This window comes from Endothiovibrio diazotrophicus (assembly GCF_054657215.1).
Window position 1 is genome coordinate 44,395 of record NZ_BAAHXB010000007.1, and the last position, 15,044, is coordinate 59,438.

Consider the following 15,044-nt stretch of genomic DNA (forward strand, 5'->3'; position numbering starts at 1 on the left):
GTATGAGAATCCTCGTCGTTGATGATTCCCCTGATGATCGCCTGCTGCTGAAGACCATCCTCACCAAGGCGGGGTTCGGTGAGTTGGTGTTCGCCGACTCGGCCAAGGCGGCCTTTCGCCTGCTGGGCGTCGAAGGGGGGGGGGAGGGCCAATCGGTCGACATCGTGCTGATGGACGTGATGATGCCGGAGATCGACGGCATCGATGCCTGTGCGCGGCTGAAGGCGGATGATCGTCTGCGCGACACCCCGATCATCATGGTCACCGGCAATACCGGGCCGAAGGCCCTCAACGCCGCCTTCTCCGCCGGGGCCGTCGACTACATCACCAAGCCGATCAACAAGGTGGAGATGGTGGCGCGGATCAATGCCACCATCACCGTTCAGCGCAGCCAGGCGGAGCTCAAGCACAGTGAGCGGCGCATGCGCCAGATCACCTCGGCCCTCGGTGAGGGGCTCTATGTGATGGATCCGGAGGGGCGGCTCACCTTCATGAACCCCGAGGCGGAGCGGTTGCTCGGTTGGCGCGAAGAGGAGCTGGTGGGGCAGCGGGTCCACGACGTGATCCACTTCCTGGATGATCATGGCGGGCGGGTTGCCTACGAAGCGTGTGCGATCATGAACGCCAACCGCGCCGGCAAGGTGCTGCGCGAGGATGACGACCACTTCATCCGCAAGGATGGCAGCCGCTTCCCGGTGGCGTATGTGGCGGCGCCGCTGATGGAGGACGAGCGGTTCACCGGCTCGGTGGTTGCCTTCCAGGACATCACCCACCGCCGTGAGGCGGAGGAGGGATTGAAACTCTCCGCCAAGGTGATCGAGAACAGCCTCGAAGGGATCATCATCACCGACCCCGAGGCGCGCATCCGCTCGGTCAATCCCGCCTTCTCCAATTTTACCGGCTATGCCGAGGAGGAGGTGCTGGGACACAATCCGAGCATCCTTCAGTCGGGGCGCCAGGGGCCCGAGTTCTACCGCCAGATGTGGGAGTGTCTGCTCAGTGAAGGGCAGTGGCAGGGGGAGATCTGGAACCGCCACAAGAACGGCGAGATCTACCCTGAGTGGCTCTCGATCAGCGCGATCAAGGACGACCACGGGCGGGTCTCCCAGTATGTCGGCATCTTCTCCGACATCTCCGCGCTGAAGCTGGCCGAGCAGCGGCTGGAGCACCTCGCGACCCATGACATGCTCACCGGACTGCCCAACCGGATGTTGCTGATGGACCGTCTGGAGCAGGCGATCGCCGGGGTGCGCCGGCAGCGCAGCGACATGGCGGTGCTGTTCATCGACCTCGACAAGTTCAAGCCGATCAACGACAGCTATGGCCACGAGGCGGGTGACGTGGTGCTCCAGGAGGTGGCGTGGCGGTTGAAGAGTTGCGTGCGCGAAACCGATACGGTGGCGCGGATGGGGGGGGATGAGTTCGTCATCATCCTGCAGAACGTGATCGACGAGCAGGACGTGGAAACGGTGGCGCAGAAGATCCTCTCCCGCCTTGACGAGCCGGTGGAGGTGGTTGGCCACCGCTGTGAATTGGGGGGCAGCATCGGCATCGCCCTCTATTCCAAGGGCGACCGCGACGTCGATGCCCTGATCGGCAACGCCGACGTTGCCATGTACCACGTCAAGGAGCACGGCCGCGACCACTACCAGTTCTTCCACCGCCTGCCGGAAGGCGCGCGGACGCAGGTGGCCAAGTGAGGTCAAAGGCGAAAGGTCAAAGGGGCCTCGTCCAGCGCTCGTGGCTGTTTGACGTCGTATCGGTCGGGGAGTGGGGCCGCGGCGGTCGAAGCCTTCCGTTTGAATTTTGATTGTTTCCCGTCCCCACGAAAAAGCCCCGCCAACGGCGGGGCTTTTTCGTGGGGACGGGAAACAATCAATTTTCGAGGAAGCGCTCCACGTCCAGCGCCGCCTGGCAGCCGGAGGCGGCCGAGGTGATCGCCTGCTTGTAGATCGGGTCGGCCACGTCGCCGGCGGCGAACACCCCCTCCACCGAGGTGGCGGTGGCGTTGCCGTCGCGCCCCTTGCGGGTGACGATGTAGCCGTGATCCAGCTCCAACTGCCCCTCGAAGAGGCCGGTGTTGGGTTTGTGGCCGATGGCGATAAAGAGCCCCATTACCTCGATTTCCTTGGTGGAGCCGTCCTGGTTGTTCTTGATCCGCACGCCGGTGACCCCCGCGTCGTCGCCGAGCACCTCGTCCACTTCGTGGAACAGCTCCAGCCGGATGTTGCCGTTCTCCACCTTGTCCATCAGCTGATCGATGAGGATCTTCTCCGAGCGGAAGGTGTCGCGGCGGTGGATCAGGGTCACCTCGGCGGCAATGTTGGAGAGGTAGAGCGCCTCCTCCACGGCGGTGTTGCCGCCGCCCACCACCGCCACCTTCTGGCCGCGGTAGAAGAAGCCGTCACAGGTGGCGCAGCCGGAGACGCCGCGGCCCTTGAACTTCTCCTCGGAGTCGAGCCCCAGGTACATGGCGGAGGCGCCGGTGGCGACGATCAGTGCATCGCAGGTGTAGGTGCCGTTGTCGCCGGTGAGGGTGAAGGGACGCCGGGAGAGATCGGCGCCGCTGATCTGATCGAAGATCACCTCGGTGTTGAAACGCTCGGCGTGGGCCAGCATCTCCTGCATCAGTTGCGGGCCGGTGAGCCCCTCGGCGCCGCCGGGCCAGTTGTCCACCTCGGTGGTGGTGGTGAGCTGGCCACCCTGCTGCATGCCGGTGATCATCACCGGATTGAGGTTGGCGCGGGCGGCGTAGACCGCGGCGGTGTAGCCGGCGGGCCCGGAGCCCAGGATCAGCAGGCGGCAGTGCTTGGTGTCGCTCATGGGGGGTCGTACTCCTTCGCAATGGGGAACATTCGGCGCAGGCCGGGAGGGGGCCGCGAGTAAATCGCGACATTCTAATCGGATTCCAGGAGCGGGGCGAGTCGTTGCCTCAGGGGTATACTGGATTGAAAGGTCAACCATCGGTGAGTGTCATGCGTATCGGAATTCCCAAAGAGATCAAGCCCCTGGAGGGGCGGGTCGGATTGGTGCCGGCGGCCTGTTCGGAATTGGTCGCCCGTGGTCATCAGGTGTTGGTGGAGGGCGGGGCGGGGCTGAAGAGCGGCTACGGGGACGAGGAGTTCCGTGCCGCCGGGGCGCGTATCGTCGACGACGCGGCGGGGCTCTACGGCGAGGCGGAGCTGGTGGTGAAGGTGAAGGAGCCGCAGCCGGCGGAGCTGCCGCTGCTGCGCCGGGATCACCGCCTCTTCTGCTATCTCCACCTGGCCGCCGAGCGGGAGCTGGCCGAGGCGTTGCTCGGCATCGGACTCACCGCGGTGGCCTTCGAGACCGTGGAGGAGGGGGGCGGGCTGCCGCTGCTGGCGCCGATGAGCGACATCGCCGGGCGGCTGTCGGTGCAGATCGGCACCCATCTGCTGCACCAGCCCCAGGGGGGACGCGGGATCCTGCTGGGCGGGTTGCCGGCCGCCGAACGGGGCAACGTTGCCGTGCTCGGCGCCGGGGTGGCCGGCGGTGCGGCCGCGGCGATGGCGGCGGCGATCGGTGCCAACGTCACGGTCTTCGACCGGGTGCGGAGCAAGCTGGAGCAGATGCGTGCGCTGGGACCCAACGTCACCGCCCTCTACCCCTATCCCGACGAGGTGGAGCGGGCGGTGGAGAACGCCGACCTGCTGGTGGGCGCGGTACTGCTCCCCGGACGGCGGGCGCCGAGTGTGGTCAGCGCCGCCCAGGTGGCGCGGATGAACGAGGGGGCGGTGGTGGTGGACATCTCGGTGGACCAGGGCGGATGCGTCGAGACCACCCGCCCGACCAACTACGCCGACCCCACCTACAAGGTGGGCGGAGTGACCCACTTTGCGGTGACCAACATGCCGGGCGCGGTGCCCCGCTCCGCCTCGCAGGCGCTGTCGGCGTCGATCATCCCCTATCTGCTGCGGCTGCTGGCGCCCGAGTGGCGTGCGGACCCGGCGCTGGCCGCCGGCATCAACGTCGCCGACGGCGCCTTCGTCCATCCGGCGCTGGTGGCCGAGTTCGGGGGCTGAGTTCACCACGGAGATTGTGATGGCCTGTCCATTTTCCACCGTCGCCGGTGCGGGGTGGTGTAATGCCTCAGCTCCTTCCGGTAAGATACCGCCCGTACACGCATTTCCTTCTCTTCGCGTTCGGCGCGATCTCTCCCCCAGACCACAGGAACCATGGCGAAAGCAGCCGCTAAAGAGCAGCAACCGGAGAAGGTGATCCTCCCGGAGCGGATGGTTCGCGGCCTGCGCGAGGCGGGGCTGTGGCTGATCGGCGCGCTGGCGGTGGTGCTGTTCATCGCGCTGGTCACCTACGACGCGGGCGACCCCTGTTGGTCCCACAGCGGGCTGCGCGAACAGGCGGTCAACTCGGCGGGTATCGTCGGCGCCTGGTTTGCCGATATCTTCTTCTACCTCTTCGGCTACATGGCCTATCTGGTGCCGATCATGGTGGGCTACAGCGCGCTGCTGGTCTATCGCGGTTTCCGCTCGGTGGAGGGGTTCCGGCCGGCGGTGCTGGCGATCTCCTGGTTCGGTTTCATTCTCGCCCTGTGCAGCGGCACCGCCCTGGCGGTGCTCCACCACCCGTTGCCGCCGGGCGTGCTGCCGCTCAATGCCGGTGGCATCCTCGGCGATCTGGTGGCCGGCGGGCTGGTGGGCGTGTTCAATTTCCTCGGCGCCACCCTGTTCCTGCTCGCGCTCTTCCTCACCGGCATCACCCTCTTCACCAACCTCTCCTGGCTGTGGCTGATGGACTGGACCGGCGGGGTGACCCTGCGTGCCGTCGCCTGGGTCCGCGAGAAAATTGCGCAGCGGCGGGAGACGCGTGCGGGGGAGCGGGCGCGGGCCGAGCGTGAAGCGGTATTCGAGGTGGCCAAGAGCAAGCCGAAGCGCGAGGTGGTCATCGCCCCGCCGAAGAAAAAGGTGGAGGAGAGCAAGCGGGTCGAGGAGGAGCGGCAGATCGAGCTGTTCGAACCGGTGGGGGCCGGGGAGCGACCGCCGCTGACCCTGCTGGATGATCCTCCGGAGGGGAGCCTCGGCTACTCGCCCCAGGCGCTGGAGGCGATGTCGCGGCTGGTCGAGCACAAGCTGCGCGACTTCGGCGTCGAGGTGGAGGTGGTGGAGGTGAGCCCCGGCCCGGTGATCACCCGCTTCGAGCTGCAGCCGGCCCCCGGCGTCAAGGTGAGCCGGATCAGCAATCTGAGCAAGGACCTGTCTCGCGCCATGTCGGCGATCAGCGTGCGCGTGGTGGAGGTGATCCCCGGCAAGTCGGTGATCGGCCTGGAGGTGCCCAACGAGGAGCGCGAGCTGGTCACCCTCGGCGAGATCCTGCGCTCGGCGGACTACGACAACGCCAAGTCGCCGCTGACCCTGGCGCTCGGCAAGGACATCGCCGGCGAGCCGGTGGTGGCGGACCTGGGGCGGATGCCCCACCTGCTGGTGGCCGGTACCACCGGTTCGGGCAAGTCGGTGGGCGTCAACACCATGCTGCTGTCGATGCTCTACAAGTCGTCGGCCAACGAGGTGCGGCTGATCCTCATCGACCCCAAGATGCTCGAGCTGTCGGTCTACGACGGCATCCCCCATCTGCTCACCCCGGTGGTCACCGACATGAAGGAGGCGGCCAGCGCGCTGCGCTGGTGCGTCGGCGAGATGGAGCGGCGCTACCGCCTGATGGCGGCCCTCGGCGTGCGCAACATCGGCGGCTACAACCGCAAGGTGCGCGAGGCGGCCGAGAAGGGCGAGCCGATCCCCGACCCCCTCTACAAGCCGGAGGAGGCGCTCGATCCCGAGGCGCCGCCGCCGGACTTGACGGCGCTCCCCTACATCGTGGTGGTGGTGGACGAGTTCGCCGACCTGATGATGGTCGTGGGCAAGAAGGTCGAGGAGCTGATCGCCCGCCTCGCCCAGAAGGCGCGCGCTTCGGGCATCCACCTGATCCTCGCCACCCAGCGCCCCTCGGTGGACGTGATCACCGGCCTGATCAAGGCCAACATTCCCACCCGCATGGCCTTCCAGGTCTCTTCCAAAATCGATTCGCGCACCATCCTCGACCAGATGGGCGCCGAGACCCTGCTCGGCCACGGCGACATGCTCTACCTTCCCCCCGGCACCGGCATCCCGCAGCGGGTCCACGGCGCCTTCGTCGACGATCACGAGGTGCACAAGATCGTCGAGTTCCTCAAACGGGCCGGCGAGCCGCAGTATTTGGAGGAGGTGCTGCGCGACGTAGAGGTCGAGGGCGGGGGCGGTGACGGCGCGACGGGCGAGGGCGGCGACGCGGAGAGCGATCCGCTCTACGATCAGGCGGTGCAGATCGTCTGCGAGACCCGCCGCGCCTCGGTCTCCGGTGTCCAGCGGCGGCTGAAGATCGGCTACAACCGCGCCGCGCGGCTGGTGGAGGCGATGGAACTCGCCGGGGTGGTCAGCCCGGTCGCCTCCAACGGTTCGCGCGAGGTGCTGGCGCCGCCGCCGGTGGGGGACTAGTTCAGGTCAAAGGCGAAAGGTCAAAGGTCAAAGGTCAAAGGGAAGAGAGACCGTGCCCTATTCGACACCTTGCTTTCCGCGCAGCGCAGCCTTGATGACGCGATGGTGTTGATCGAAGGTCCTTTAACCTTTTACCTTTCACCCGAGATCGCCGCGCGCCCGTTTCGGCACGTCCTACCATTCATCGACCCACGTCCAGTGAACGGCACCCACCCATGAAACGAATTCTCCTTTCCGCCTTCATGTTGCTGACCGGCATCGTCGCCAATGTTTCGACCCATGCCGGCGAGGCGACCGACGCCCTGCACGCCTTCTTCGATCAGGTCCACTCCCTGCGCGCGAAATTCACCCAGGAGCTCTTCGACCGCCAGAAGGGGGCGCTGCAACACGCCTCCGGAACGGTGGCGATCCAGCGCCCCGGCCGCTTTCGCTGGGACTACCTGCAACCCTACCGCCAGCAGATCGTCGCCGATGGCGAGAAGCTCTGGTTCTACGACACCGACCTGGAGCAGGTGACGGTGAAGCCCCTGGAGGAGGGGTTGGGCAGCACTCCCGCCTTCCTGCTCACCGGCGGCGAGGCGCTGGAGAGCCGCTTCGACATCGTCGAGATCGCCCCCCTCGGCGGGGCCCAGCGGGTGGAGTTGACGCCGAAGGAGCGGGAGGGGCAATTCGATACCATCCGCCTCACCTTCAAGGGGGAGTCACTGACCTTGATGGAAGTCGTCGACAGCTTCGGTCAGACCACCCGCATCGCCTTCTCCGATGTGGAGCGAAATCCCTCCCTCCCCGCCGGGCTGTTCCGTTTCGTCCCGCCGCCGGGGGTGGACGTCCTCGGTGCCGGTCGCTGACCACGGCGGACATGGACCTTTTCATCGACCACGACCCCGCCGGTCGGCCGCTGGCCGACCGCATGCGCCCGCGCACCCTGGACGAATACATCGGCCAGGAGCACCTGGTGGGACCGGGCAAGCCGCTACGCCGGGCGATCGAGGCGGACAACCTCCACTCGATGGTGCTGTGGGGGCCGCCGGGGACCGGCAAGACGACCCTGGCGCGACTGGTGGCCGGCTACTGTGGCGCCCAGTTCCTGCAGATTTCCGCCGTCCTCGGCGGGGTGAAGGAGATCCGCGAGGCGGTTGCCAAGGCGAAGAGCGCCCGCGGTAGCGGCCAGCGCACCGTGCTTTTCGTCGACGAGGTGCACCGCTTCAACAAGGCCCAGCAGGACGCCTTTCTCCCCTACGTGGAGGACGGCACCGTCATCTTCATCGGCGCCACCACCGAGAACCCCTCCTTCGAGCTGAACAACGCGCTGCTCTCCCGTGCCCGCACCTACGTGTTGAAGGGGCTCGGCATCGAGGCGGTGCGGCGGATCGTCGATGCGGCGCTGGCCGACGGCGAGCGCGGACTCGGCGGTCGGCCGCTGGAGATCGCCGAACCCCTGCGCGATCTGATCGCCGCCGCCGCCGACGGCGACGGGCGGCGCGCCCTCAACCTGCTGGAGATCGCCGCCGACCTGGCGGAGCCGGAGGGCGGGCGCGAGGTGGTCAGCGAGGCGATCGTCCGCGAGGTGGTGGCGGGTGGGGTGCGCCGTTTCGACAAGGGCGGTGAGGCGTTCTACGACCAGATCTCGGCGCTGCACAAGTCGGTGCGCGGCTCCAACCCCGATGCGGCGCTCTACTGGTTCACCCGGATGATCGACGGCGGCGTCGATCCCCTCTACGTCGCCCGGCGGGTGGTGCGTATGGCCAGCGAGGACATCGGCAACGCCGACCCCCGCGCCCTGACCCTGGCGTTGAACGCCTGGGACGTCCAGGCGCGGCTCGGCTCCCCCGAGGGGGAGCTGGCGGTGGCCCAGGCGGTCGCCTATCTGGCGGTGGCGCCAAAGAGCAACGCGGTCTACACCGCCTACAAGGCGGCGCTCCAGGATGCGCGGGAGAACGGCTCGCTGGAGGTGCCGATCCACCTGCGCAACGCCCCCACCCGGCTGATGAAGGAGCTGGGCTATGGCCACGACTACCGCTATGCCCACGACGAACCGGAGGCCTACGCCGCCGGCGAGACCTACTTCCCCGAGGAGCTGGGCGAGCGGGTCTACTACCGGCCGGTGCCCCGCGGCATGGAGATCAAGATCGCCGAACGCTTGGCTTACCTTGCGGAGTTGGATCGCAAGGCTCGCGGGAGGGGGGATTGAAGGCGGTTTCGATCATCCGGCGCCCGAATGCCGCCGCCCCCCACGACGCACGCTTGCGTTACAATCCCCGCCCTATGGCACTGACACAAACATTGGCGATCGCCGCCGGTGGTGCGGTAGGGGCGGTGGGGCGGTTCTGGGTCTCCACCGCGGTCTACGGCTGGCTCGGCCGCAACTTCCCTTGGGGGACGCTGGCGGTCAACGTCGCCGGCAGCCTCGCCATGGGCTTTCTCTACGTGTTGCTGGTCGACCGGATGGCCGGCCCCGCGGAGGTGCGGGCGGCGCTCACCGTCGGCCTGCTCGGCGCCTTCACCACCTTCTCCACCTTCTCCCTGGAGACCCTCAACCTGATCGAGGCGGGGGAGCCGTTGAAGGCGGGGATCAACGTCCTGGTCAGCGTGGCGCTCTGTATCACCGCCGCCGGACTCGGCGTACTCCTCGGGAGGGAGCTGTGAGCGAAGTCACCATGGTGCGCATCTACTGGCGCGAGGGGAAGGGTTCCCTCCCCGAGCTGCTGCAACGGTTGCACGAAGAGGAGCAGGTGCGCGGGGTGACCGTCTTCCGCGGGGTGGCCGGCTACGGCGGCTCCGGGGTGCTGCACACCACGACCCTGGTGGATCTCTCCCTCGACCTGCCGTTGGTGATCGAGTTCTTCGATACCCCGGAACGGGCGGCACAGATCATCGCCGACCTCCATGATTCCATCGGGCCGGGCCACATCGTCAGCTGGCCCGCCCGGGTCAACGATTAAGACAACGAACTACAAGGCTCAACGATGCTCGACCCGAAACTGCTGCGCAACGAACTGGAGCAGACCGCCGCCGCGCTGAAACGGCGCGGCTTCGAACTGGATACCGCCAAACTTGCCGAATTGGAAGGTGCCCGCAAGGAGGTGCAGGTGCGTCAGCAGCAGCTCCAGGCGGAGCGCAACGCCAAGTCCAAGGGGATCGGCAAGGCGAAGGCGGCCGGCGAGGACATCCAGCCGCTGCTCGATGAGGTGGCCGGCCTCGGCGATCAGCTGAAGGCCGCCGACGAGGAGCTGGCCGCGCTCCAGGTGGTGCTGGACGAGATCGTCCTCGGCATCCCCAACCTGCCCGACGCGAGCGTCCCCGACGGGCGATCGGAGGAGGACAACGTCGAGGTGCGCCGCTGGGGTACGCCGCAGGCGTTCGAATTCGAGCCCCTCGACCACGTCGACCTCGGCGAGCACCTGCAGATGCTCGACTTCGAGACCGCCGCCAAGATCGCCGGCTCCCGCTTCGCGGTGCTGGGCGGCCCGCTGGCCCGCCTGCACCGGGCGCTGATCCAGTTCATGCTCGATCTGCACACTACCGAGCACGGCTATCGCGAGATGTACGTCCCCTACCTGGTCAACGCCGACTCCCTGCGCGGCACCGGTCAGTTGCCCAAGTTCGAGGAGGACCTCTTCCGCATGCGCAGCGAGCCGGGCTACTACCTGATCCCCACCGCCGAGGTGCCGGTGACCAATCTGGTGCGCGACGAGATCGTCGAGGCGCCGCTCAAGTTCGTCGCCCACACCCCCTGCTTCCGCTCCGAGGCGGGCTCCTACGGCAAGGACACCCGAGGCATGATCCGCCAGCATCAGTTCGAGAAGGTGGAGCTGGTGCAGGTGGTGCGCCCCGAGGACTCGTGGAACGCCCTCGAAGAGCTGACCGGCCACGCCGAGCAGGTGCTCCAGCGCCTGGAGCTTCCTTACCGCACGATGGCGCTGTGTGCCGGCGACATGGGCTTCTCGGCGGCCAAGACCTACGACCTGGAGGTGTGGCTGCCGGGGCAGGGGAAGTATCGCGAGATCTCCTCGTGCTCCAACTTCCTCGACTTCCAGGCACGGCGCATGAAGGCGCGCTGGCGCAATCCCGAGAGCGGCAAGCCGGAGCTGGTCCACACCCTCAACGGCTCGGGGCTGGCGGTCGGCCGCGCCCTGGTGGCGGTGATGGAGAACTACCAGGACGGCGCCGGCCGCGTCGCCATTCCCGCTGCCCTCCAGCCCTACATGGGCGGCGTCACCTCCCTGGAATTGACCCACTGAAACTCCTCGCCTTCGAATCCTCCACCGAAGCCTGCTCCGTCGCCCTGTGGCTCGGCGGCGAGGTGCGCGAGCGCTTCGAGGTGGCGCCTCGTCGCCATGCCCAACTGTTGTTGCCGTGGGCCGAGTCGCTGCTGGCGGATGGGGGGCTCTCCCTCGGGCAGCTCGACGGAATCGCCTTCGGCCGAGGGCCCGGTTCGTTCACCGGGGTGCGCATCGTCACCGGGGTGGTCCAGGGGATCGCCTTCGGCGCCGATTTGCCGGTGGCGCCGGTCTCCACCCTGGCGGCGCTGGCCCTCGGCGGCACCGAGGCGTTGGGTGCGCAGCGGGTGGTGGCCGCCGTCGATGCGCGGATGGGCGAGCTCTACTGGGGCTGTTTCGAGGCCGATGTCGAACGCCTGGTGCGTCTGCTGGGTGAGGAGCGGGTGCTCCCGCCGGAGTCGGCGTCGCTCCCGGGAGGGGCGGGATGGTGGGGGTTCGGCAGCGGTTGGGAGGCGTACGGCGCGGCGCTGGCCGGGCGGTTCGGCGATCGTCTGGAAGGGTGGCGAGGCGATGGCCTGCCGCGGGCCCGTCATGTGGCCGCCCTGGGTGCCCGACGGTTGCAGGAGGAAGGCGGGGTGACGGCGGAGGCGGCGCTGCCGGTCTACCTGCGCGATCGGGTGGCATGGCAGAAGCGTTGATCGGTCGCAATTTCCGCTTCAAGTTGACCTCCGACAGGGGATGAACCCCCTTCTCCCGCTGAAGCCGTCATTACTTCGTTGACAGACGAATAGTCCGATCATGGCAGTGGATCTTCGTATTCCCCGGCGGAGAATGCGGCCTACACTATAAGATTACGTACTTCACGTAAGAATTACGCCTTCAGGAGGTCTGCCCATGCGCGCGCTTACCGTCGCTTCCTTTCTAGTTCTCTGCTACGGCCCCCTTGCCGCAGCCGCCGATCCGGCCGCACCCTCGACGCCGCCGACGGCCACCGCGGCCGATCGCCCCCTCGATTGCAACCTGCCCTACGCCTCCTTCGGCTACAAGCCGGTGGTGGTGAAGGACTTCGCCGAGATGGCGGAGAAGCTCGACGAGCGTGCCTCTGACGGCAACTACTGCGCTCAGTTCGAGTTGGGGATGATGTACCTCAACGGGGTCGGCGTGACCAAGAACCCGATGCGCGGTATTGGACTGCTGCGCGAGGCGGCGGAACAGGGGCATGCCGATGCCCAGCATACCCTCGGCCTGATGTACAATCACGGACGCAACGTGGAGCGCAACGTGGATACCGCGGTGGAGTGGTACTACAAGGCGGGTCTCAGCTACCTGAAGGTGGGCAACCGCCGGCTGGCGCTGCGCGAGATCGACTACATCTCCCGCGAGCGTCCCGGTCACCCCCACATCCAGCAGCTCCAGGATGCGGTCAACGAGGATTGGCTGCAGGCGCAACGGATGTCGGCCAACTAGTGGGTGGGGAAGGCTTCCTGAGTCCCTGTTTTTATTGATTATTGGCGGCGGCCTTCGGGCCGCCGTTTTTTTGTCGGCAGACGGGTTTGCCGCTCTGGCGGCAGGGCCCTTCCTCTTTGCCGCCCCCCGGCAACAATTTTCCGTCACCCCCTGGTCGAAAATCTGTCACCCCGGTTCGAGGCGCGGTAAGTGGTTGATTTTTTACTGATGCAATAAAAATAAATTGGTTTATTTTCAATAAGTTATAAGAAGTTTTCGCTGTAAAATTTGTTTTGGCATGACATCTGCTTTCCGTTAGGCGACGGCAAATGACCGTTCCGTAACAGGAAAAAACAGGAGACAGAACCATGCCACAGGTCATTAACACGAATGTGATGTCGCTGAACTCTCAGCGAAATCTCAATTCCACCCAGGGGTCCATGCAGGTAGCGCTGCAACGGCTCTCCTCGGGTCTGCGGATCAACAGCGCGAAGGACGATGCCGCCGGTCTGGCCATCTCCACCCGCTTCACCGCGCAGATCACCGGCCTCAATCAGGCGGTACGCAACGCCAACGACGGTATCTCGCTCGCGCAGACCGGCGAGGGCGCGCTGCAGGAGATCACCAACAACCTTCAGCGCATCCGTGAGCTGGCGGTGCAGTCGGCCAACGGTACCTACACCACCGGTGACCGTACCAGCCTGCAGAACGAGGTGTCGGCGCTGCAGAGCGAGATCATCCGCATCACCAAGGCGGTGGAGTTCAACGGCGTGAAGATCCTCGGCGCCTCCGCCGAGATCAATTTCCACGTCGGTGCCAAGGCGGTCTCCGGTGTCGACTATTTCAGCCTCAACGTCAGTAACCTGGCCAGCGCCAACGGCACCAACGGCATCGGCAGCGCGCTCAACGGCACCGGCGGTGCGCTGAGCATCGCCACCCAGGCTGGGGCCCGCTCGGCGATCACCATGATCGACACCATGCTCGACCGGGTGAGCACGGTGCGTGCCGATTTCGGTACCATCCAGAACCGCTTCGAGTCGGTGGTGCGCAACCTGCAGAACGTCTCCGAGAATCTCTCGGCCTCCCGTTCGCGCATCATGGATGCCGACTTCGCTGCCGAGACTGCGGAGTTGACGCGAACCCAGATCCTGCAACAGTCGGGCGTGGCCATGCTCGCCCAGGCCAACCAGTTGCCGCAGCAGGTGCTGCAGCTGCTCGGCTAAGGTCCGTCGTCTCACCTGTTGCGGAGAAACCGGCCATGGGCAGGCAAGGCGTCACGGCACCGAGGGCGGCGGGTTCATCCCCTCCCTCGGTTGACCGCCCGACGTGCGGCGAGAGTTGGGGGAGCTCCCTTGCAGGAGTAGAATCCCCGGCTCCGACCGGTCGCCCAAGGCGGTGGCATGGTTGGAAGGTATGCTTCAGCGGCGGACGGGCCCTTGCGGGGTTCCTGTCCGGAGGGGTCCGCCGCCGACCTTTTTTTCCGGCCACGCCAGGTAGCGCTCCATGTCCGATGAGACCCCGTTCGACGATGACCCGGTCGGTTTCGACACCCGTGCGGTGCGCTGGGGTCAGCAACGAACCGCGGAAGGCGAGCATGGTGAACCGATCTTCACCACCTCCAGCTACGTCTTCGGCAGTGCCGCGGAGGCAGCCGCCCGGTTTTCCGGCGAGCAGCCCGGCAACATCTATTCGCGTTTCACCAATCCCACGGTGCGCACCTTCGAACAACGGCTCGCGGCCCTTGAAGGCGGCGAGCGCTGCGTGGCGACGGCCTCCGGCATGGCCGCGATCCTCGCCACCTGCATGGGGCTGCTGAAGAGCGGCGACCACCTCGTCTCCTCGAAGGCGATCTTCGGCTCCACCACCGTCCTCTTCGACAAATATCTCTCCCGTTTCGGGATCGAGATCAGCTATGTCGCCCTCGGCGACCTGGACGCCTGGCGCGGGGCGATCCGCCCCAACACTCGTCTGCTCTTCCTGGAGACCCCCTCCAATCCGCTCACCGAGGTGGCCGACGTTGCCGCCCTGGCCCAGCTGGCCCACGAACACGGCTGCCTGCTGGCGGTGGACAACGTCTTCTGCACCCCCGCCCTGCAGCGCCCACTGGAGCTGGGCGCCGACCTGGTGATCCACTCCGCCACCAAGTACATCGATGGCCAGGGGCGCGCGCTGGGCGGTGCGGTGGTGGGCAGCGAGGCGCTGGTGGGGGAGGAGGTCTACGGCGTGGTGCGTACCGCCGGCCCGTCGATGAGCCCGTTCAACGCCTGGGTCTTCCTCAAGGGGTTGGAGACGTTGCGGCTGCGCATGGAAGCGCACTGCGCCAACGCCCTGGAGCTGGCGCGCTGGCTGGAGGCGCAGCCCAACGTGGCGCGGGTCCACTATCCCGGCCTGGAATCCCACCCGCAGCACGCCCTGGCGAGCCGCCAGCAGAGCGGCTACGGCGGCGTCCTCTCCTTCGAGGTCAAAGGGGGGAGGGAGGCGGCCTGGCGGGTGGTGGACGCCACCCGCATCCTCTCGATCACCGCCAACCTGGGGGATGCCAAGAGCACCATCACCCATCCGGCCACCACCACCCACGGCCGCCTCACCCCCGAGCAGAAGGCGGACGCCGGCATTCGTGACGGCCTGCTGCGCGTCTCGGTGGGGCTGGAGACGGTCGACGACCTGAAGGCCGATCTGGAACGTGGACTCGGTTGAGGTGGGTCGATCGACGCAGAGATCGCAAAGATGCAGAGAACGCGGAGGAGAGAATAGAAGGCGTAAATACGAAGAAGGCCATGACGTTTCTCCATGGCCTTCTTTCGTTGTGCGCGAAGCGCACCAAGAAACTTTGCGTTCTCTGCGTCTCTGCGTCCTCCGCGTTACCCATGAG

The 15,044-nt window shown here is 66.6% G+C and carries 13 protein-coding genes; 12 read left to right on the plus strand and 1 reads right to left on the minus strand.

Translation table 11 applies throughout. The annotated features are described in order from the left end of the window. Window positions 1–2: 2 nt before the first annotated feature. A complete protein-coding gene (locus ACYQ2W_RS03505) occupies window positions 3–1,700 on the plus strand; it encodes a two-component system response regulator (RefSeq protein WP_459863259.1) in 1,698 nt (565 codons plus the stop codon). 175 nt (window positions 1,701–1,875) lie between these two features. Here the strand turns inward: ACYQ2W_RS03505 and trxB are convergent, their stop codons facing one another. Further along, a complete protein-coding gene (gene trxB / locus ACYQ2W_RS03510) occupies window positions 1,876–2,823 on the minus strand; it encodes a thioredoxin-disulfide reductase (RefSeq protein ID WP_459863261.1) in 948 nt (315 codons plus the stop codon). A gap of 152 nt (window positions 2,824–2,975) precedes the next feature. On the opposite strand from trxB, the gene ald reads away from it, so the two are divergent. The 11 genes from ald to ACYQ2W_RS03565 all read left to right on the plus strand — a co-directional run bounded on the left by ald (window position 2,976) and on the right by ACYQ2W_RS03565 (window position 14,869). Further along, a complete protein-coding gene (gene ald / locus ACYQ2W_RS03515; RefSeq protein WP_459863263.1) occupies window positions 2,976–4,043 on the plus strand; it encodes an alanine dehydrogenase in 1,068 nt (355 codons plus the stop codon). Window positions 4,044–4,196: 153 nt separating this feature from the next. Beyond that, entirely contained in the window at window positions 4,197–6,506 is a 2,310-nt protein-coding gene (locus ACYQ2W_RS03520) for a DNA translocase FtsK (protein ID WP_459863266.1), read from the plus strand. Window positions 6,507–6,721: 215 nt separating this feature from the next. Further along, window positions 6,722–7,354 carry an outer membrane lipoprotein periplasmic chaperone LolA gene (gene lolA, locus ACYQ2W_RS03525; RefSeq protein WP_459863268.1) on the plus strand — a complete coding sequence of 211 codons (633 nt, stop codon included), beginning with the start codon at window positions 6,722–6,724 and terminating at the stop codon, window positions 7,352–7,354. Between the two features lie 11 nt (window positions 7,355–7,365). Further along, window positions 7,366–8,697: a replication-associated recombination protein A gene (locus tag ACYQ2W_RS03530; protein WP_459863270.1), complete on the plus strand. Its 1,332-nt coding sequence runs from the start codon at window positions 7,366–7,368 to the stop codon at window positions 8,695–8,697. 74 nt (window positions 8,698–8,771) lie between these two features. Further along, window positions 8,772–9,152, plus strand: a complete 381-nt coding sequence (gene crcB / locus ACYQ2W_RS03535) for a fluoride efflux transporter CrcB (protein WP_459863272.1) — start codon at window positions 8,772–8,774, stop codon at window positions 9,150–9,152. Beyond that, complete coding sequence (locus ACYQ2W_RS03540; protein WP_459863274.1) at window positions 9,149–9,448, plus strand: DUF190 domain-containing protein; 300 nt, start codon at window positions 9,149–9,151, stop codon at window positions 9,446–9,448. The genes crcB and ACYQ2W_RS03540 overlap by 4 nt, the downstream gene beginning before the upstream one ends. A gap of 24 nt (window positions 9,449–9,472) precedes the next feature. Next, window positions 9,473–10,747: a serine--tRNA ligase gene (gene serS, locus ACYQ2W_RS03545; RefSeq protein ID WP_459863276.1), complete on the plus strand. Its 1,275-nt coding sequence runs from the start codon at window positions 9,473–9,475 to the stop codon at window positions 10,745–10,747. Beyond that, window positions 10,744–11,424: a tRNA (adenosine(37)-N6)-threonylcarbamoyltransferase complex dimerization subunit type 1 TsaB gene (tsaB, locus tag ACYQ2W_RS03550; RefSeq protein ID WP_459863351.1), complete on the plus strand. Its 681-nt coding sequence runs from the start codon at window positions 10,744–10,746 to the stop codon at window positions 11,422–11,424. Before serS ends, tsaB begins: the two co-directional genes overlap by 4 nt. A 196-nt stretch (window positions 11,425–11,620) precedes the next feature. Further along, complete coding sequence (locus tag ACYQ2W_RS03555; protein ID WP_459863278.1) at window positions 11,621–12,193, plus strand: tetratricopeptide repeat protein; 573 nt, start codon at window positions 11,621–11,623, stop codon at window positions 12,191–12,193. A 347-nt stretch (window positions 12,194–12,540) separates the two neighbouring features. Next, window positions 12,541–13,395 carry a flagellin N-terminal helical domain-containing protein gene (locus ACYQ2W_RS03560; RefSeq protein ID WP_459863280.1) on the plus strand — a complete coding sequence of 285 codons (855 nt, stop codon included), beginning with the start codon at window positions 12,541–12,543 and terminating at the stop codon, window positions 13,393–13,395. Window positions 13,396–13,675: 280 nt separating this feature from the next. Then, window positions 13,676–14,869 (plus strand): O-succinylhomoserine sulfhydrylase, encoded by a 1,194-nt coding sequence (locus ACYQ2W_RS03565; RefSeq protein ID WP_459863282.1) that lies wholly within the window; start codon window positions 13,676–13,678, stop codon window positions 14,867–14,869. The last annotated feature ends 175 nt before the right edge of the window (window positions 14,870–15,044 follow it).

What these genes read in the sequence shown, in the direction of transcription:
- ACYQ2W_RS03505 (WP_459863259.1), top strand. Translation starts at nt 3, where the DNA reads ATGAGAATCCTCGTCGTTGATGATTCCCCTGATGATCGCCTGCTGCTG.
- ACYQ2W_RS03530 (WP_459863270.1), top strand. Translation starts at nt 7,366, where the DNA reads ATGGACCTTTTCATCGACCACGACCCCGCCGGTCGGCCGCTGGCCGAC.
- ACYQ2W_RS03565 (WP_459863282.1), top strand. Translation starts at nt 13,676, where the DNA reads ATGTCCGATGAGACCCCGTTCGACGATGACCCGGTCGGTTTCGACACC.
- ald (WP_459863263.1), top strand. Translation starts at nt 2,976, where the DNA reads ATGCGTATCGGAATTCCCAAAGAGATCAAGCCCCTGGAGGGGCGGGTC.
- serS (WP_459863276.1), top strand. Translation starts at nt 9,473, where the DNA reads ATGCTCGACCCGAAACTGCTGCGCAACGAACTGGAGCAGACCGCCGCC.
- ACYQ2W_RS03520 (WP_459863266.1), top strand. Translation starts at nt 4,197, where the DNA reads ATGGCGAAAGCAGCCGCTAAAGAGCAGCAACCGGAGAAGGTGATCCTC.
- trxB (WP_459863261.1), bottom strand. Translation starts at nt 2,823, where the DNA reads ATGAGCGACACCAAGCACTGCCGCCTGCTGATCCTGGGCTCCGGGCCC.
- crcB (WP_459863272.1), top strand. Translation starts at nt 8,772, where the DNA reads ATGGCACTGACACAAACATTGGCGATCGCCGCCGGTGGTGCGGTAGGG.
- ACYQ2W_RS03560 (WP_459863280.1), top strand. Translation starts at nt 12,541, where the DNA reads ATGCCACAGGTCATTAACACGAATGTGATGTCGCTGAACTCTCAGCGA.
- ACYQ2W_RS03555 (WP_459863278.1), top strand. Translation starts at nt 11,621, where the DNA reads ATGCGCGCGCTTACCGTCGCTTCCTTTCTAGTTCTCTGCTACGGCCCC.
- lolA (WP_459863268.1), top strand. Translation starts at nt 6,722, where the DNA reads ATGAAACGAATTCTCCTTTCCGCCTTCATGTTGCTGACCGGCATCGTC.